Below are 17117 nucleotides of genomic sequence, written 5' to 3'. Positions count from 1 at the left end.
AAAGTTTAATAAAATAATCACAGTACAATTTTTTGTTTAACCTCATGACCCTGCTTTATACATTAATAATACACCTGTTTTACGCGTTTTTATGGCCGGTTTCATTTTTCAGGCCGAAGCTCAGGTTATGGATGAAAGGAAGGAAAGATTGGCAGTCAAAACTTAAACAATGGCAACCCGGCGACAACCCGGTCTTTTGGATTCATGCCGCTTCACTAGGTGAGTTTGAGCAGGGAATTCCGGTAATTGAAGCCATTAAAGCTGAAATACCTCAGGCGCGTATCCTGTTATCCTTTTTCTCGCCTTCGGGTTATGAAATCAGGAAGAATTACCCGAAAGCCGATATGGTTTGTTATATGCCGCTTGACACGGCCTACAACGCACGTGAATTTGTAAGGATTGTAAATCCCCGGGCTGTTTTCTTTATAAAATACGAGTTCTGGTATTTTCACCTGAGGGAATTGTACAGGTCAGGCATTCCGGTTTACCTGGTTTCAGCCAAATTCAGGAAAAACCAGGTTTTTTTCAGGAGGTTTGCTGTCTGGTTCAGGAAGGAACTCGGGTTTTTCAATCATTTCTTTGTACAGGATGCTTCTTCGGAAAAGCTCCTTCTCCGGATCGGTTTTCAGAATGTTACAATCACCGGAGATACGCGGTTTGACAGGGTGATCGCCAATGCTGCAAAAACAACCGATATTGAAAAAGCAAAACTTTTCAGTAAAGGATCCGCGTGTTTGGTGGCCGGAAGCACCTGGCCTCCGGATGAGGCGTTGCTCTCGGCCTATATGAATGAAGCCCCGCAACGTATGAAATTGATTATAGCTCCTCATGAAATTGATGCCGGCCATATCAACCGGCTAATTAAACTATTTCCTGTTGAGCCGGTGTTATTTTCAGAAGCTGACGAAGCTAGGCTTTCAGAAAGCAGGGTTCTTATAATCGACAACATCGGCATGCTTTCATCCCTATACCGGTATGGACAAATCGCTTACATTGGCGGCGGATTCGGAAAGGGAATTCATAACATCCTGGAGGCGGCCGTATTCGGACTTCCCGTGATATTCGGTCCCAACTTCAATAAATTCAGGGAAGCAATTGAATTAATAGCTGCCGGTGGTGCGTTTTCCACCGGCACCTATGAAGAACTTAAGTCGGTACTCAACAATCTCCTCGAATCTCATTCAAACCTTGACCTGGCATCATCAAGGGCAAGTGATTATGTGTACGCCAATTCGGGGGCTACGAAAAAAATCGTGAGTTACCTGAAGAAAAATGTTTGAGGTTTGAGGTTGGGGGTCGAAACTTCAAACCATAAACTTCAAACCTCAAACACTTTATTTGGCCTCCACAGGAACTTCCACACCGGTTAGTTCCATAATCAGATTCACCTCTTCCTGCTTATACGGGGTTCCGTCTTTTCGGAATATTTCATGAAACCACAATTTTGGTTCGGAACCATCAGGCATAGGCTCATCCCAGGCATACATTGTGTTTGTCTTACCTGCTACCAGCCCCCAGTTAATAGCCCCGATATTTTCATCTTTCAGCATGGGCATTATATTATCGAAACGGCTGTTATGTTTCCGCGCCATATATTCGGTACAGATAAGGGGTCTGCCGTAAAGCCTGAGCGAATCGATTGTCTTCCTGTGTATGGTATCTGTTTTATAGTCATGGTATGTGATGACATCTGAGTTCTCAAGCTGGTATTTATTTAAATCCTGCAATGTAATATTCCAAACCCCCGATGTAACGGGCTGTGAAGGATTTACCTGACGTGCCCATTTGAAGGCCTTTTGCAGAAGATTCAATGACTTGTTGCCATATCCAGAATTCCCGGGTTCGTTGTATAAATCCCACATGACAATACGGTTATCACCGGCAAAACTATGCAGAATGTCTTTTTCGTAATGCTCAAGTACAACAAACAATGCTGTATCCTGGTAAAGCAGGTCTCCGGGATCACGTATCCATCCTGAATTATGCACTCCGGGTTTGGGATCCGGCTGTTTACCTGCCGCATATGTCGGATTCCAGCAGTCATCAAACAATACAAAGATTGTTCTGATCCCATTATTTTCCGCAATGGTGAGGTAAGTGCCAATTCGCTTCTTTAATCCGGCTGAATCAACCTGCCATGCCACATGATGAAGAAAGACGCGCATGGTGTTCAGACCGATATGATGAGCCCATCCCAGTTCTTTATTGATTGTGGCGGTATCAAATGTTTCAGCCTGCCACATTTCGAGCTGGTTGATAGCTGTGCTGGGAATAAAGTTGCATCCTCTCATCCACCCTTGCTGAATATACCATTCTGCCGCCTGTTGTTTTGACCATACCGGACGTTCCTTAATTTCTGATACCGGCTGTGGTTTGCATCCCCACAGAGACAAAACAAAACTTACTACGATAATTGTTAACCTGAAATTTTTCATTGGAAAGTGTATTATGTTTGAGGTTTGAGGTTTGAGGTTTGAAGTTTGGGGTTTGAGGTTTGAGGTTTGAAGTTTGGGGTTTGAGGTTTGGGGTTATGGCGTGAAACTTCAAACCATAAACATCAAACATTTAACTTCTTAAGGTCTTCCGGCGTGTCAACACCGAAGCTCTCATGTTCCGTAACTCTTACCGCAATGCGGTAACGGTTTTCAATCCACCGGAGCTGCTCAAGTGATTCGGCCAGTTCGAGCGGAGATTGCGGGAGCGAGGTGATCTGTGGCAACACATCACGCCTGAAGGCATACAGCCCGATATGCATATAATAGGTATGGTGCTTCAGCCAGTTCTGCGATTCATAATTCCGGACATAGGGAATGGTGGAACGGCTGAAATAAATAGCTTCATTTGCAGCATTGACAACCACCTTCGGCCGGTTAGGATCGAAAAGTACCGATTCATCAGTAATTTTTTTAACCAGCGTGGCAATCTGGGTATCCGGCTCAACGAAACAGGATTTCACTAATTCAAGTTGTTCCGGTGCAATAAATGGCTCATCGCCCTGCACGTTGAGCACCACATCATAATGAATTCCTGTTTCAATTTCAGCTTTGACCACAGCTTCGGTGCACCTGTCAGTTCCGCTTTTATGTTCAGGTGATGTCATCACTACCCTGCCCCCGAAAGCCTTTACGGCATCGAAAATACGCTGGTCATCGGTGGCTACGAATACAGCCTCCAGTGCTTTTGAAGCCTGTTCATAGACCCTCCGGATCATTGATTTACCTTTAATGTCGGCCAGCGGCTTACCGGGAAAGCGGCTGGATGCATAACGCGCGGGAATGATCCCGATGTATTTCAAGTCAGTTGCCATACCAGAGCATGAATATTTGACAGATATGAAATGCAAAAAAACGAATATTATGTGTAATTTTGTCAGATTTTAACGGGAAATTGTCACCAATTCATGGAAAGACCTGATTTATTTAAAATTAAACAACGTTTCGGAATCATTGGAAATTCACCATCTCTTAACCGGGCAATCGACATTGCCGTGCAGGTTGCACCAACCGATCTATCGGTTCTGATTACAGGGGAAAGCGGTGTAGGGAAAGAGGTAATGCCCCAGATCATTCACCAATACAGTTCGAGAAAGCATGGGACCTATATAGCCGTGAATTGCGGCGCCATTCCCGAAGGAACAATTGATTCGGAATTATTCGGCCATGAAAAAGGATCTTTTACCGGCGCTTATGAAAGCAGGAAAGGATACTTCGAAGAAGCCAACGGGGGAACCATTTTTCTTGACGAAGTGGCCGAGCTGCCGCTTTCTACACAGGTAAGGCTTCTGCGAGTTCTTGAAACCGGTGAGTTCATTCGGGTAGGATCATCCAAAGTGATTAAAACAAACGTAAGGGTTATCGCAGCCACCAATGTGGATGTACAGTCCGCTATCCAGCAGGGCCGCTTCCGTGAGGATCTTTTCTACAGGCTGAGCTCAGTTCCCATTGAGATTCCTCCTCTCAGAAACCGTAAGGAAGACATAACCCTGCTGTTCCGTAAATTTGCAGTAGATTTTGCCGAAAGAAACCGTATGCCGCCGATTTCACTTACCGAAGATGCAGTTGATATGCTTTCGAACTATCGCTGGCCAGGCAATATACGGCAGCTTAAAAATATAGCCGAACAGATTTCCGTTATTGAGGAAAAGAGGCTTATCACATCCGACGTACTGAACCGGTATCTGCCCGACTATTCCGATTCGAAACTGCCTGCTATTTTTGACAGTGTGGATCGCAAGACATTTGCAACAGAGAGGGAGATCCTGTATAAGATCCTTTTCGATATGCGCAATGACATGAACGATCTTAAGAAACTGGTGCATGAAAATATTGTAAAAGGTCCCGACCAGGAAACTGCCGCTCATATGATACCCAAGTACGTTCATGATGTGGAGCCTATTATTCCTGAGGAAAAGCAGAGCAGGAGATTTGATATGCCCCGTGAAATTCACGATATACAAGATACACAGGAGATCATTGAGGAATCATTATCGCTTGCTGATAAAGAGATTGAATTGATACGGAAAGCTCTTGAACGTCACGGGGGCAAACGAAAATATGCTGCCGCTGAACTTGGAATATCAGAAAGAACACTTTACCGGAAAATAAAGGAATATAACATCGAATAACATTATGCGTTGCAGCGTTTCACACATCACATCTTTTCTGCTGATCATCCTTTCCGGAATGCTGGGCAGTTCATGTTTCAGTCTGAAATACGATACAAAAGGAGGAGGACAGATCCCCGGCAAAACTTTCTCAGTGCAGTTTGTAGAGAACCAGGCGCGTCTGGTGGAACCGGGACTGAGCCAGGATGTAACCAATTCATTAAAGGATTACCTCAGAAATAACACTAACCTGATCATGGTAAATAATACCGGAGATAATGATTTTGAAGCCGTTATCACCGGTTACGAGCCAAGCACTCCTTCAACCGTTGTTGCCGGCGATCAGGCTGCTCAAAACAAATTCACCATTACCATAAAGGTCAGATATACATGCAATGTAAATCCCGACCTTGATTTTGAAGCCAGCTTTTCGAGATATAAACTTTACAATGTTTCAGGATCAGGTTTTGAAAGTGTAAAGTCTGAGCTGACAAAAGAAATAATGGATGAATTGTTGGATGACATCTATAAAAGGGCATTTGTAAACTGGTAAACCCCGTATGCAAAGGGAAACGATTATTGAATTAATGGCTGACCCCGGGAAACTCGATCATTTGAGTCTCGGAGAACTTGAGGAATTAAAGGAACAGTATCCGTATTTCCAGACGGCAAGGCTTTTAACAGTCAGAAAGAAGTTCCTCATGGGAAGCCCGGACTGGGAATCAGAGATGCAGTCGGCGGCAGTGTATGTAACCGACCGGAAGATATTGTATGATCTCTTGTACCCGATGGATGAAGAAATTGAAATCCATCCTGCTGAAAATGAAACGGAAACTGCCGGAAATCCGGAGTTGAATGAAGATTCCGAAGATCCACAGGGAAGCGAGCTTCAAACAGAAATTCAGGAGACAAAACAGATAAATGAAGAGTCAGAGGAGAATGTAGTTGAACTTGATCCCGTTATTTCGGAAGCGGCAGCTGAAACAACAGAACCGGTTGAAGAAAAACAGGCTGAGCTGAAATCAGATAGTCATACATTGCGAAGCAACATATCCAACCTGCTTTCCTGGCAACTTGAGGAGCTTGAACTGGTTAATCCTGCAGAAGAAGAACTGGTGCCTGAAATCGGCATCAATTTTGATAAAGAATATGCAGAGCCGGCAACTGATGAAGATTTGTTCATAATTGAAACCGATGACAAACCGGAGGAAAAGGTAATTGTTCCGGACAAGGATGAGCTTATTGAAAAATTCATTGAAAGCAATCCGCGCATCATGCCGGTAACAGACGGCCGGCCCAATATAGATATTTCAGAAGACAGCGTAAAAGAGCATGATGGCATATTTACCGATACCCTGGCAAAGATCTATATCAAACAGGGATATTACAGCAAAGCCATATTTGCTTACGAAAAATTAATTTTGAAATATCCGGAAAAAAGTGATTACTTTGCGAGTCAAATTGAAGAAATTAAAAAATTAACGAATAAACAGTAAATCAAAATGTTCGGACTAATAATTGGCATAATCGTTTTTGCATGTATTCTTCTGATCCTCATTGTTCTGGTTCAGAATCCAAAAGGTGGCGGACTTGCATCGGGTTTTTCCGCTTCAAACCAGTTCATGGGAGTTAAGCGTACGGCTGATTTTATTGAAAAGACTACCTGGGGCCTTGCAGCAGCAGTTATCGTACTGAGTATCCTGGCTACTCTGATGCCTCGTGGAACTGATGAAGTTGAAGGCAGACAATCAAGGATCCAGGAACAGATTGATGAGCATACAGCAGCAGATCCGGGCACAAACATTCCGGCATATCCTACAGCTCCTGCACAACCTGAGCAGGGACAGCAACAGGGTACTGAGCAGCCTCAACCTGAGAAATAAACCAAAAACATCATATGAGCCGAGTGTCAGTATGTCATAATGCTGACACTTTTTTTTTATTCCCTGTAAATGAAGTATTGCTTGATTTCATACTGATTGTCTTGAACTTATCGTAACTTTGCCTGTAATATACTTAGGGTCCGGCTGTAATTCTGACATTCGAAAAGCCGAAAATTCTTAAAAATTACATTTGGCATAAAATTCGATAAATGCTTTGCAACCTTTAGACTGGAAAGTTTAACTCTAAAATCAATTATAACATGGCAAATATTAAAGGAAAAGTTAATGCAGGCAAGGTTTTGATAAAACCTTTCCCGGCCGAAGAAAAAACAGCCAGTGGGATTATCATTCCTGATTCTGCAAAAGAAAAACCGCAGAAAGGTGAAGTTGTTAAGGTTGGTGAACCGAAGAAAGACGAGCCTGTAATTGTAAAAACAGGTGATGTGGTTCTTTACGGAAAATATTCCGGCACTGAACTTACAATCGAAGGAAATGACTATCTGCTCATGAATCAGTCGGATATACTTTATGTTGTTGAATAATAATCCTCTTAAATAATCTATAAAATGGCAGCTAAAGAAATCAAATTTAATATTGAAGCTCGTGAACAACTGAAAAAAGGTGTTGACCAGCTCGCCAATGCAGTTAAGGTTACCCTTGGACCCAAGGGCCGCAATGTCATTCTTGACAAGAAGTTCGGCGCTCCCCTCGTTACCAAGGACGGAGTTACTGTAGCAAAAGAAATTGAACTTGAAGAAGCTTTTGAAAATATTGGCGCTCAGCTTGTGAAAGAAGTAGCTTCTAAAACCAATGATGATGCAGGTGATGGCACCACAACAGCGACTGTTCTTGCCCAGTCGATAGTAACTGTAGGTTTGAAAAACGTTACAGCCGGTGCAAACCCGATGGATCTGAAAAGAGGGATTGACAAAGCCGTTTTGGCAGTTATCGAGGACCTGAAGAAACAATCACAGGCCATTGGTGAAGATATCACCAAGATTGAGCAGGTTGCTTCTATTTCAGCAAATAATGACCACAATATCGGCAAACTTATCGCTGAAGCCATGGGCAAAGTGAAGAAAGAAGGCGTTATTACCGTTGAAGAAGCAAAAGGAACTGAAACCCATGTGGATGTTGTTGAAGGTATGCAGTTTGACCGCGGCTATATTTCAGCCTATTTTATCACCGATTCCGATAAGATGGAAGCTGTTCTTGAGAACGTACTCATCCTGATCACTGATAAGAAGATCTCCACAATGAAAGATCTGCTTCCGGTTCTTGAGCCTATTGCTCAGCAGGGCCGTCAGCTCCTTATCATTGCCGAGGATATCGATGGTGAAGCACTCGCCACCCTGGTTGTAAACAAACTGAGAGGTTCACTCAAGATTGCTGCTGTTAAAGCTCCGGGCTTTGGCGACAGGAGAAAAGAAATGCTTGAGGATATTGCTATCCTTACAGGCGGTGTTGTAATTTCTGAAGAAAAAGGTCTGACCCTCGACGGTGCTAAACTGGATATGCTCGGTAAAGCTGAAAAAGTGGTAATCGACAAGGAAAATACAACCGTTGTGAATGGTGCCGGCGACAAGAAGAACATTGAAGGCCGCATCAAACAGATTAAATCACAGATGGAAACTACCACATCAGATTATGACAGGGAAAAACTGCAGGAAAGGCTTGCGAAATTAGCCGGTGGTGTTGCTGTCCTTTACGTAGGTGCTGCTTCCGAAGTTGAAATGAAGGAAAAGAAAGCCCGCGTTGAAGACGCTTTGAGTGCAACCCGTGCAGCTGTTGAAGAAGGAATTATACCGGGTGGTGGTGTTGCCTATATCCGTTCAATCAAAGCAATTGAGAATCTGACCGGATCCAATGAAGACCAGAACACAGGTATTGCCATCATTAAGAGGGCACTCGAAGAACCCGCCAGGCAGATTGTTGAAAATGCAGGTCTCGAAGGTTCAGTAATTGTTCAGAAAATTAAAGAAGGCAAGAATGACTTTGGCTACAATGCCCAGGATGATAAGTTCGAGCCTTTATTTGCAGCAGGAGTTATCGATCCTACCAAGGTAGCCCGCGTAGCTCTTGAAAACGCTGCTTCCATCGCCGGAATGTTCCTCTCCACCGAATGTGTTGTGGCTGAGAAACCCGAAAAAGAAGCCCCTGCCCCTATGGGCGGTCCCGGCGGAATGGGTGGAATGATGTAAAAAAAGACCCCGCATTTGCGGGGTTTTTTTTTAGCTGTTTAGCTTATTAGCTGTTTAGGGGGTTAGAAACTGTGCGACGAATTAGCACATTAGCACATTAGCACAATAGCACATTAGCTTTCTATTAATTTAAACCCTTTCCCGTGCACATTTATAATCTGAACCTTTGGATCTTCCTTCAGGAATTTCCGGAGTTTTGCAATGTACACATCCATGCTGCGCGCGTTGAAATAATTGTCATCAACCCAGATTGTCTTCAGCGCAAAATTCCTGTCGAGTATTGTATTCTTATTGGCACACAGGAGTTTTAAAAGATCTGATTCCTTGGTTGTGAGCTTGTGCTCTTCATTTCCGTGTTTCAGAAGCTGAGTGTTCGGATAGAACATATAATCGCCGATCTTGTATTCGGTCTGTGCTGCGCCTGAAAGGTCTTTCTTGGTGCGGCGAAGCACGGCCTCAACCCTGAACAGCAATTCTTCCATGCTGAAAGGTTTACTGATATAATCATCAGCACCCGACTTGAATCCTTCAATGATATCTTCCTTAAGAGATTTCGCAGTAAGAAAAATAATCGGAATATCCGAGTTGGTCATCCTGATCTCCCGGGCCAGTGTAAAACCGTCTTTAACCGGCATCATAACGTCAAGGACACACAAATCATAATGCGTCTTTACAAAGCTTTTATATGCCTTTTCCCCGTTAATAAACCAGTCGGCATCATAGTTCTTTACGATGAGGTACTCGCGCAGAAGCATTCCCAGATTTTCATCGTCCTCGGCAAGAAGAATTTTAACCTTTTGCATGTGTTTCAATATCTATTAAAGGTAAGAAAATTTTAAAAGCACTTCCCTGGTATAATTCACTTTGAACCTCAACATAGCCATTATGGGCTTCTGTTACCATCTTAACATAACTCAATCCTAATCCGAAACCCTTTACAGTATGGATGTTTCCTGTGGGAACCCTGTAGAACTTTTCAAATATGCGCTTCTGATCTGCCCTTGAAATCCCAATTCCGTTATCTTTTACAGTTATCACAAAGAATTCCATAACATTTTCGGTTTCAACTGAAATTTCAGGCTCCCTTGTTGTGTACTTGATGGCATTATCTAACAAATTCGACATCACATTGGTTACATGAACCTGGTCGGCATGCAGGATAAAATTCTGAGCGTTCAGAGAGGTGGTGATTTTTCCGCTCCTGCTTTTTACCTGTATCGAAAAGTTATCCACCACACCTGAAATGATTTCATGCATGTTGACTTCGGTTAACCTCAGCCTGATCTTGCCTTTATCGAATACCGACGTTTGCAGTACCTTTTCAACCTGGCTTCCAAGTCGCCTGCATTCTTCCGAAATGATCTTGGATATCTGCGAAGTATTTTTGAGTTCAACCGGAATGCTGGTATCTCCCAGCATCTGTGAGGCCAGGGATATGGTTGAAATCGGTGTCTTCAGTTCATGTGTCATGTTGCTGATGAAGTCGTTCCTGATTTCAGAAAGCCGCTTTTGCCTGAACATGATAAATACCGTAATGGCAAAGCTGAAAAGAATAGCCATCGTAAGCAACAGCGAGGATATGGCAAGATAGCCGAGTGACTGAAATACGAATTCTTTTTTGTCGGGAAAGTAAATTTTAAGATAATTGGGGTTCACATACGATGCATTGCGGAACAACTGAACCGTGTAATATTCTTCAGGTGCAAACGGATCATACGCGTCCGACTGGTAAGCGGTATCGTTGTTCCAGCGAACCACTGCATATTCGAAAGGAATGTCAATATCGGATTCTGTGAGTACTTTATGGATCACCCCTTCCATTTCCTGTTTACTGATTCTTTTCTCAATGTCGGGAGAAGCAAAGTACATGGATGTAATAATCCGGTCAATAAATTCCCTGCGGTTATTAAGCAATTCGCGTGTGTCCTTGTTTTTACCTGCTGCTGCGGGGTTTGCTTTCACCGGCTGGCCCGATTGTTGTAAACCAATGTTTACCGAATCGGATAACGGATGCGAAAGTCGGGAGGAAATTTTGGCTATTTCAAGCGTTTCAATTTCATTTGTAATGTCGATCATGGATCGTGTAATAAGCTGCTCAAACTGTTTGTCTTTTACAGCATATGCGTTTTTAATCCAATATGCCTGAACCATGATTAAGGATGCCATGGCAAGGCTCATGAAAACCGTGACAATCCAGATTAACCGTTTACTCATGTAAACAAAGATACTTCTATAACATTTTCTCTTTAAGCATTTAACAAACTTTAACAGTTAAGACATTCAAAGGGTTATAAGTAGTATTAACTTAGCTAAGCAAACAAATAAGTTTGTTATAAACAGTATTTTCTTCCCCGAAAATGTTGTTTTTTGGTATAATACGTTATCTGTATAAATTAACCGGTATGGTTAGGGTGAAAAAGCCCCGTCAGGAAGGCGGGGCTTTTAATTATACATAATTTTCTGTACGAAATTTGATGGCATTACATACATTTACGATTGATTAGAGTACCCGTTTGTAAGAGATGAGATCTCAGGGAAGAGACAGCATAGATGATATGGTTTTTGAGAACAGGAACAAAGAGTATGGTTCCTACAGGCTCAGAAAAAAATATTATATCCGCGTGGGTATTGGTTTTGCCGTATCACTCACTGTTTTCCTTTCGATCTCACTGATTTCTTACTGGTATTATAATGTGGCTGGCGATGAGAACATTTATGTGGCATCAGGCAATTCACCTTATCTTAAAACTGTGCCCGGATCGCTATTGACAAAAGAAGAGCTGGATGCGTATATGGGGCGGAGTCAGAAGCTTCCACAGGACTTACCTGCAAGCAAACCCTCGCAATCTGAAAAGAATTTTATAATCACGGATAAGCCGCCTGTTGAGCAGTTCATTCCTCCTCCCGAAGAGCCCAAAGATGCCAGCGTGGAAAATGATTTGGGAGGGTTGTTCGTGGATGACAGCACGGCATTTGGCGGATTTCTGCCGGGTGACGGCAGCGGAATGGGAGGAAGCGGGGCATTTGACCGTATACCTGAATTTTCCGGAGGAAATGTAACCCTTTATGTGGAAAAGAATTTACGGTATCCGCCATTGGCTTTAAAGCAGAAAATTCACGGCGTTGTGATTGTCAGTTTCGTCATAAATAAATCGGGTAAAGTAACCAATGTTAAGGTTGAAAAGGGAGTAAATCCGATAATCGACCAGGAAGCCATTAAAACCATTCAGAACATGCCTCCCTGGAAACCCGGCATGATGCGTGGCAAACCAATAAATTTCATGTTCAGAATGCCTATTAATTTCATACCTGCAGGTTGAACTGAAAAACAGTTTATTATTTTTGTACCTCCAACCTGAAAATTTACGTTATTACTGAACTGAAAAACTAAAATATGATTACCACTATTTTGCTTCTTGCACAATCCACAGGTTCCGAATACGCAGTTGAACTTTCAAACAAATCCGCTACCGGTCAGATCTCTTTTCTTTCGTTATTTCTGAAGGGCGGATATATTCTGATCCCCATCGTTATTTTATCCATAATTGCAGTTTATCTCATCGTTAAAAAATCGCTCGATCTGCGGCATTCACTTGCAATTGATCCGGGCTTTGTGAATTACTTCAATGATCAGCTCAGGAAAGGCGATCTGAAAGCTGCTGAAAAACATCTTAACCAGGATCAGTCATCCTATTCCCGAATATTCAGCAAAGTGATCCATAAGATAGGCAAATCACCCGATGAAATTGAAAGTACTCTGGAATCAGCAAGCAATATCGAAGTGGCAAGAGTAAGCCGGAATCTCGGTTATCTGGGCCTTATCGCCGGAATTGCGCCGATGCTTGGATTCATCGGAACCATTTCAGGTATTATAAAGATATTCTATAACATTTCGCTCACCGATAACATAAGTATCGGAATTATTTCAGGTGGTTTGTATGAAAAGATGATCTCAAGCGGAAGCGGACTTATTGTGGGTATCATAGCGTTTACCGGCTATCACATCCTCAATATGCGAATTGACCGGTTCATTTCGCAGGTTGAGGAAGAGGCGTTCGAGTTTATGAACATTGTGAGCAAGTAAATATGAAGATCAAAAGACGACACGAGTTTAAGGTGGAAGTGGCAACGGCCTCTCTGAATGACATCATGTTTTTTTTACTGCTGTTCTTTCTGATTGTGTCAACGTTTGCCAATCCTCATGTCATCAGGTTATTCCTGCCAAAGGCCAATTCAACCCAGACAATTGCCAAAAAGCAGATGACCCTTTCCGTTACCAAAAATAAAATGTATTACATCGACGACAAGCCTGTTATATACCAGGATCTCACAACGGAACTGGGGGCAATAAAGGATAAACTGCCGGATGTAACCATCGTTGTAAGGGCCGATGCCACATTGACCATCCAGGATCTTGTGGATGTACTGCAAATAGGCAGCAACCTCGGGATCAAAATGATCCTTGCAACGGAAAAGACGGGGGGACAATAATCACAACCTGACAGCGTCCGGAGAACCTGTCAGCGTTGTGATTATTGTCCTCGAAATTTAGCACCTGTATTGTAATTAATGGTTCTGAAACCAAAAACAACCGGACTCAAATAGATTTATAAAAACAACGCTTACAGATCCTCCGGACGCTGTCAGGTTGTTTTCACACCTCAAATGTAATCTCCCTAATTCCCTTTATTTTCTCCGGCTGCAGTATAAACGCCGTTGAAACTACATCAATCGATTTGATCTTTGTTTCAAGTTCCTTCAGTTCTGTCGGAGTGATTTCACCAACAATCTGCAGTACAAAATCAAGATTACGTACTTCAGGGAATAAGAATCCATCGGGACAACGGTTGGCAATGAGGTAGTATTTCATATACCGGTCTTCGTCATCAAAGAGGTACCGGCTGAATTCAAGGTCTTCCTGAATTTTTGTATTGTGAACGACAAGGTTGCCGATCCTGAGGAACTGTAACTTCATATTTTCATTGATCGCCCAAACAAGCCTGTAGTCGTTTTCATGACACGAAATGCCGATCATCTTAAAATGGATATCCTTAGCCACTTTAAGCTTTACAGTCTTCTTTTTGTCGTTTGGTTCGGGCATGAGGAGAATTAAAGTACAAATATAATAAATAGCACGTCATTGCGATGACCGGTTCCTACGGTCAGAAGCAATCTGCACTGAACAGGCAGTACCTTAAAAAAAGCAGTATTCGAAATTCAGTAACCGGTTTTTGCAACGCTCTGCTGGTGCCGGCAGATTGCTTCGTCGCATTTATTACTATTATAATCAATGATTTGCCATGCTCCTCGCAATGACGGGGATATATGCACCCTATTCCAACAACTGCAACGCCTGACGTGCGGCGTTTTGTTCGGCTTCTTTTTTGGATGATCCGCTGCCTCTTCCTACCACATCGTCCACTACAAAGAGATGAGTAATGAATAGCGGGGAATTGCTTTGTTCCTCGGTTTCCTCAAAACTGGTGAAACTGATTGCCTTTTTATTCTTCTGGCCCCACTCAATAACCCGGCTTTTGAAATCAGTCTCCGTAGAAAGCAGCCGGTTAATATTTATATCGCTCTGGATTATTCTTTCAAGCACAATTTCTTTTGTCTTAACATAACCCTTATCCAGGTACAGGGCACCAATAAGCGCCTCTAGCGTATCGCCGTAAACCGATTTATGATTGTCACGGGATAATTTAGAAATGATCATCTCGCTTATCCCGAGTTTAATGGCAAGGTGATTCAGATTATCACGGTTAACAAGTTTGGAACGGGTTTGAGTAAGGAACCCTTCTTCTTTATCGGGAAATCTCCGGAAAAGGTATTCGCCTACAAGGGCGTCAAGGATGGCATCGCCGAGAAATTCAAGCCGTTCATTGTTCAGCTTGGCGTCGTTGAAAACAATATGCGAGGCTGATTTATGAACGAAAGCAAGTTGATAGAGCTTCAGATTTCGGGGTCTGAAACCCAGGATTCTTTTAAGTTGCCTGACAAAGCTTTTTTCGGGGGGGAACAGGTAACGATTGGCTCGAATCAGGGATTTTAACACTGTTAAGCAGAATATTTTCTGAATATAACCGACGTATTATGTCCGCCAAAACCGAAAGTATTGCTGAGTGCAGTATTTACAGTACGTTGCTGCGCTTTGTTAAAAGTAAGGTTCAGTTTGGCATCGATTTCCTCATCCGGATGAGAAAAGTTAATTGTTGGCGGAATTGTATTAAATTTTATCGCAAGGATAGCAGCTATGGCTTCAATTGCCCCTGCAGCACCAAGCAAATGTCCGGTCATTGATTTTGTTGAACTGATGTTCAGCTTATAGGCATGTTCTCCGAAAACCGAAATAATAGCCTTTGTTTCCGAAATGTCACCGAGCGGTGTGGATGTGCCGTGAACATTGACGTAATCTATATCCTCAGGTTTTATTCCTGCATCTTCAATGGCATGCTTCATAACCAGCGTGGCACCAATACCTTCGGGATGAGGAGCAGTAAGATGGTGAGCATCTGCTGAAAGTCCGCTTCCGATGAGTTCAGCATAAATTTTAGCACCGCGTGCTTTGGCATGTTCGTATTCTTCAAGAATCAGGGCTCCGCCTCCTTCACCCATTACAAAACCATCGCGGGTTTTGTCGAATGGCCTGGATGCGGTCTTATATTCTTCATTGTTTGTTGAAAGCGCATGCATGGCATTGAAACCTCCGATCCCGGGCTCACAAATACCGGCTTCGGAACCTCCTGTTACAAATATATCGGCTTTCCCTAAGCGGATCAGGTTATAAGCGTCTATAATGGCGTTTGTAGCGGTAGCGCAGGCTGATACGGTGGCATAATTGGGACCGCGGAATCCATATTTAATCGAAATATGCCCGGCAGCAATATCGGAGATCATTTTGGGAATGAAGAAAGGATTGAACCGGGGTATACCATTACCCTTGAAATAATCCCTGACTTCATTCAGAAAAGTATTGAATCCACCGATGCCTGAACCAAAGATTACTCCAACTCTGTCCTTGTCGACAGTTTCCAGATTCATACCTGAATCAACCACTGCCTGGTCGGCAGCTACAAGGGCAAATACAGTGAAAAGGTCGTATTTCTTCTGTTCTTTTCGATCGAAGTAATCTTCGGGTTTGAAGTTTTTAACTTCACAGGCAAACTTTGTCTTGAAATTTTCAGTGTCAAAACGAGTAATTAAATCAGCTCCACTTACACCATTAACTAAACCATTCCAATAATCATCCACATTATTACCTAAGGGAGTCACCGCTCCAAGGCCGGTAACCACTACTCGCTTTAACTCCATAAAGTGATAGTTTGAGAAAAAATAAAATTTACTTCTTTACGTTTTCATCAATGTACTTGATGGCATCGCCAACGGTAGCAATGTTTTCTGCAGCATCGTCGGGAATTCCGATATTGAATTCTTTTTCAAATTCCATGATCAGTTCAACGGTATCCAGTGAATCAGCACCCAAATCATTTGTAAAACTGGCTTCGGGGGTTACTTCGCTTTCATCAACACCTAATTTGTCAACAATAATAGCTTTTACTCTAGATGCAATGTCTGACATAATACCAAATTTTAATTGTTACTTAATTTTTAAAAATGTTGTGCAAAGAAAATGCAATAATAAGGAAAAAACAAACAAATTTGAATTTTTCTTTGATTTCTGACCGTTATCGACGGTATTATTGATTATATTGTATTGATTTTTAATATTTTGTTAATGAAGACAGTCAATCTTGCCCTGTTTGCTTCGGGCTCCGGCACCAACGCTGCGAATATAATCGCATACTTCCAGAACGAGCCAATGATAAGGGTTTCATGCATCTGTACAAACCGTCCTGATGCCTTCGTTATTGAGCGTGCAAAGAAGCATAATGTACCGTTCCTTATTTTTAACCGCGATGATTTTTATCATCGCGATACGGTACTTGAATATCTGAAACAGAGAGAAATCGACTGGATTATTCTTGCCGGATTCCTGTGGCTTGTCCCCGCCAACCTTATGCAACACTATCAGCGCCGCATAATTAACATCCACCCGGCCCTGCTACCGGACTATGGAGGCAAAGGAATGTATGGCCATCATGTGCATGAGGCTGTCATAGCAGCCAAAGAAAAATTCTCAGGAATAACCATCCATTATGTAGACCCCGAATACGACAGGGGCGACACCATATTTCAGGCTAAATGCCCGGTTCACCCTGATGATACCGCTGAAAGTCTTGCAGAAAGGGTTCATGCACTCGAATATGAGTATTTCCCGAAGGTGATTAAGGAGACCATATTATCGGAACCGGATCCGGCCTGAAGGCCGGGTACTAGTGGTACCGGTTTTGCTAACCCGGCCTGAAGGCCGGGGCTATTGAATGCAGGGACAAGTGAATGCCGGGGCTGGTGAATGCCGGGGCTATTGAA

At 42.8% G+C, this 17117-nt stretch carries 19 protein-coding genes; 11 read left to right on the top strand and 8 right to left on the bottom strand.

The annotated features are described in order from the left end of the window. Positions 1–44: 44 nt before the first annotated feature. Positions 45–1280 (top strand): glycosyltransferase N-terminal domain-containing protein, encoded by a 1236-nt coding sequence (locus tag VK179_17580; protein HLO60566.1) that lies wholly within the window; start codon positions 45–47, stop codon positions 1278–1280. A 54-nt stretch (positions 1281–1334) separates the two neighbouring features. Here the strand turns inward: VK179_17580 and VK179_17575 are convergent, their stop codons facing one another. Continuing rightward, positions 1335–2435, bottom strand: coding sequence for a cellulase family glycosylhydrolase (locus tag VK179_17575; protein ID HLO60565.1), 1101 nt, complete (start codon positions 2433–2435; stop codon positions 1335–1337). A 122-nt stretch (positions 2436–2557) separates the two neighbouring features. Then, a complete protein-coding gene (kdsB, locus tag VK179_17570) occupies positions 2558–3307 on the bottom strand; it encodes a 3-deoxy-manno-octulosonate cytidylyltransferase (GenBank protein HLO60564.1) in 750 nt (249 codons plus the stop codon). A gap of 93 nt (positions 3308–3400) precedes the next feature. On the opposite strand from kdsB, the gene VK179_17565 reads away from it, so the two are divergent. The 6 genes from VK179_17565 to groL all read left to right on the top strand — a co-directional run bounded on the left by VK179_17565 (position 3401) and on the right by groL (position 8687). Next, on the top strand, positions 3401–4624 hold the full coding sequence (locus VK179_17565; protein ID HLO60563.1) for a sigma-54 dependent transcriptional regulator: 1224 nt from the start codon (positions 3401–3403) through the stop codon (positions 4622–4624). A gap of 4 nt (positions 4625–4628) precedes the next feature. Beyond that, on the top strand, positions 4629–5156 hold the full coding sequence (locus VK179_17560) for an LptE family protein (protein ID HLO60562.1): 528 nt from the start codon (positions 4629–4631) through the stop codon (positions 5154–5156). A 7-nt stretch (positions 5157–5163) separates the two neighbouring features. Further along, entirely contained in the window at positions 5164–6099 is a 936-nt protein-coding gene (locus tag VK179_17555; protein HLO60561.1) for a tetratricopeptide repeat protein, read from the top strand. 6 nt (positions 6100–6105) lie between these two features. Then, complete coding sequence (gene secG / locus VK179_17550) at positions 6106–6486, top strand: preprotein translocase subunit SecG (GenBank protein ID HLO60560.1); 381 nt, start codon at positions 6106–6108, stop codon at positions 6484–6486. A gap of 260 nt (positions 6487–6746) precedes the next feature. Then, complete coding sequence (locus VK179_17545; protein HLO60559.1) at positions 6747–7028, top strand: co-chaperone GroES; 282 nt, start codon at positions 6747–6749, stop codon at positions 7026–7028. A 24-nt stretch (positions 7029–7052) separates the two neighbouring features. Beyond that, complete coding sequence (gene groL, locus VK179_17540) at positions 7053–8687, top strand: chaperonin GroEL (GenBank protein HLO60558.1); 1635 nt, start codon at positions 7053–7055, stop codon at positions 8685–8687. Between the two features lie 113 nt (positions 8688–8800). On the opposite strand, the gene VK179_17535 is transcribed toward groL, so the two are convergent. Next, entirely contained in the window at positions 8801–9490 is a 690-nt protein-coding gene (locus tag VK179_17535; protein ID HLO60557.1) for a response regulator transcription factor, read from the bottom strand. Next, entirely contained in the window at positions 9477–10901 is a 1425-nt protein-coding gene (locus VK179_17530; protein ID HLO60556.1) for a HAMP domain-containing sensor histidine kinase, read from the bottom strand. Before VK179_17530 ends, VK179_17535 begins: the two co-directional genes overlap by 14 nt. Positions 10902–11209: 308 nt before the next feature. On the opposite strand from VK179_17530, the gene VK179_17525 reads away from it, so the two are divergent. The 3 genes from VK179_17525 to VK179_17515 all read left to right on the top strand — a co-directional run bounded on the left by VK179_17525 (position 11210) and on the right by VK179_17515 (position 13178). Beyond that, complete coding sequence (locus VK179_17525; GenBank protein HLO60555.1) at positions 11210–12007, top strand: TonB family protein; 798 nt, start codon at positions 11210–11212, stop codon at positions 12005–12007. Positions 12008–12081: 74 nt separating this feature from the next. Further along, positions 12082–12771, top strand: coding sequence for a MotA/TolQ/ExbB proton channel family protein (locus VK179_17520; protein HLO60554.1), 690 nt, complete (start codon positions 12082–12084; stop codon positions 12769–12771). A 2-nt stretch (positions 12772–12773) separates the two neighbouring features. Continuing rightward, positions 12774–13178, top strand: a complete 405-nt coding sequence (locus VK179_17515) for a biopolymer transporter ExbD (protein ID HLO60553.1) — start codon at positions 12774–12776, stop codon at positions 13176–13178. A 163-nt stretch (positions 13179–13341) separates the two neighbouring features. On the opposite strand, the gene VK179_17510 is transcribed toward VK179_17515, so the two are convergent. From VK179_17510 to VK179_17495, 4 genes are all read right to left on the bottom strand, one after another. Beyond that, entirely contained in the window at positions 13342–13788 is a 447-nt protein-coding gene (locus tag VK179_17510; protein ID HLO60552.1) for an IPExxxVDY family protein, read from the bottom strand. Positions 13789–14019: 231 nt separating this feature from the next. Beyond that, positions 14020–14742 (bottom strand): ribonuclease III, encoded by a 723-nt coding sequence (gene rnc / locus VK179_17505; protein HLO60551.1) that lies wholly within the window; start codon positions 14740–14742, stop codon positions 14020–14022. 2 nt (positions 14743–14744) lie between these two features. Beyond that, positions 14745–15998 carry a beta-ketoacyl-ACP synthase II gene (fabF, locus tag VK179_17500; GenBank protein ID HLO60550.1) on the bottom strand — a complete coding sequence of 418 codons (1254 nt, stop codon included), beginning with the start codon at positions 15996–15998 and terminating at the stop codon, positions 14745–14747. A 28-nt stretch (positions 15999–16026) separates the two neighbouring features. Further along, positions 16027–16266: an acyl carrier protein gene (locus tag VK179_17495; protein HLO60549.1), complete on the bottom strand. Its 240-nt coding sequence runs from the start codon at positions 16264–16266 to the stop codon at positions 16027–16029. Positions 16267–16422: 156 nt separating this feature from the next. On the opposite strand from VK179_17495, the gene purN reads away from it, so the two are divergent. Further along, complete coding sequence (purN, locus tag VK179_17490; protein ID HLO60548.1) at positions 16423–17010, top strand: phosphoribosylglycinamide formyltransferase; 588 nt, start codon at positions 16423–16425, stop codon at positions 17008–17010. Positions 17011–17117 lie beyond the last annotated feature (107 nt).

Source organism: Bacteroidales bacterium (assembly GCA_035299085.1).
GTDB lineage: Bacteria > Bacteroidota > Bacteroidia > Bacteroidales > UBA10428 > UBA5072.
This window is presented reverse-complemented; position numbering and strand designations above follow the sequence as displayed.

Bases quoted from the DNA above. Each gene is read 5' to 3' on its own strand.
- VK179_17580 (HLO60566.1), top strand. From the start codon at position 45: ATGACCCTGCTTTATACATTAATAATACACCTGTTTTACGCGTTTTTA.
- VK179_17575 (HLO60565.1), bottom strand. From the start codon at position 2,435: ATGAAAAATTTCAGGTTAACAATTATCGTAGTAAGTTTTGTTTTGTCT.
- kdsB (HLO60564.1), bottom strand. From the start codon at position 3,307: ATGGCAACTGACTTGAAATACATCGGGATCATTCCCGCGCGTTATGCA.
- VK179_17565 (HLO60563.1), top strand. From the start codon at position 3,401: ATGGAAAGACCTGATTTATTTAAAATTAAACAACGTTTCGGAATCATT.
- VK179_17560 (HLO60562.1), top strand. From the start codon at position 4,629: ATGCGTTGCAGCGTTTCACACATCACATCTTTTCTGCTGATCATCCTT.
- VK179_17555 (HLO60561.1), top strand. From the start codon at position 5,164: ATGCAAAGGGAAACGATTATTGAATTAATGGCTGACCCCGGGAAACTC.
- secG (HLO60560.1), top strand. From the start codon at position 6,106: ATGTTCGGACTAATAATTGGCATAATCGTTTTTGCATGTATTCTTCTG.
- VK179_17545 (HLO60559.1), top strand. From the start codon at position 6,747: ATGGCAAATATTAAAGGAAAAGTTAATGCAGGCAAGGTTTTGATAAAA.
- groL (HLO60558.1), top strand. From the start codon at position 7,053: ATGGCAGCTAAAGAAATCAAATTTAATATTGAAGCTCGTGAACAACTG.
- VK179_17535 (HLO60557.1), bottom strand. From the start codon at position 9,490: ATGCAAAAGGTTAAAATTCTTCTTGCCGAGGACGATGAAAATCTGGGA.
- VK179_17530 (HLO60556.1), bottom strand. From the start codon at position 10,901: ATGAGTAAACGGTTAATCTGGATTGTCACGGTTTTCATGAGCCTTGCC.
- VK179_17525 (HLO60555.1), top strand. From the start codon at position 11,210: ATGAGATCTCAGGGAAGAGACAGCATAGATGATATGGTTTTTGAGAAC.
- VK179_17520 (HLO60554.1), top strand. From the start codon at position 12,082: ATGATTACCACTATTTTGCTTCTTGCACAATCCACAGGTTCCGAATAC.
- VK179_17515 (HLO60553.1), top strand. From the start codon at position 12,774: ATGAAGATCAAAAGACGACACGAGTTTAAGGTGGAAGTGGCAACGGCC.
- VK179_17510 (HLO60552.1), bottom strand. From the start codon at position 13,788: ATGCCCGAACCAAACGACAAAAAGAAGACTGTAAAGCTTAAAGTGGCT.
- fabF (HLO60550.1), bottom strand. From the start codon at position 15,998: ATGGAGTTAAAGCGAGTAGTGGTTACCGGCCTTGGAGCGGTGACTCCC.
- VK179_17495 (HLO60549.1), bottom strand. From the start codon at position 16,266: ATGTCAGACATTGCATCTAGAGTAAAAGCTATTATTGTTGACAAATTA.
- purN (HLO60548.1), top strand. From the start codon at position 16,423: ATGAAGACAGTCAATCTTGCCCTGTTTGCTTCGGGCTCCGGCACCAAC.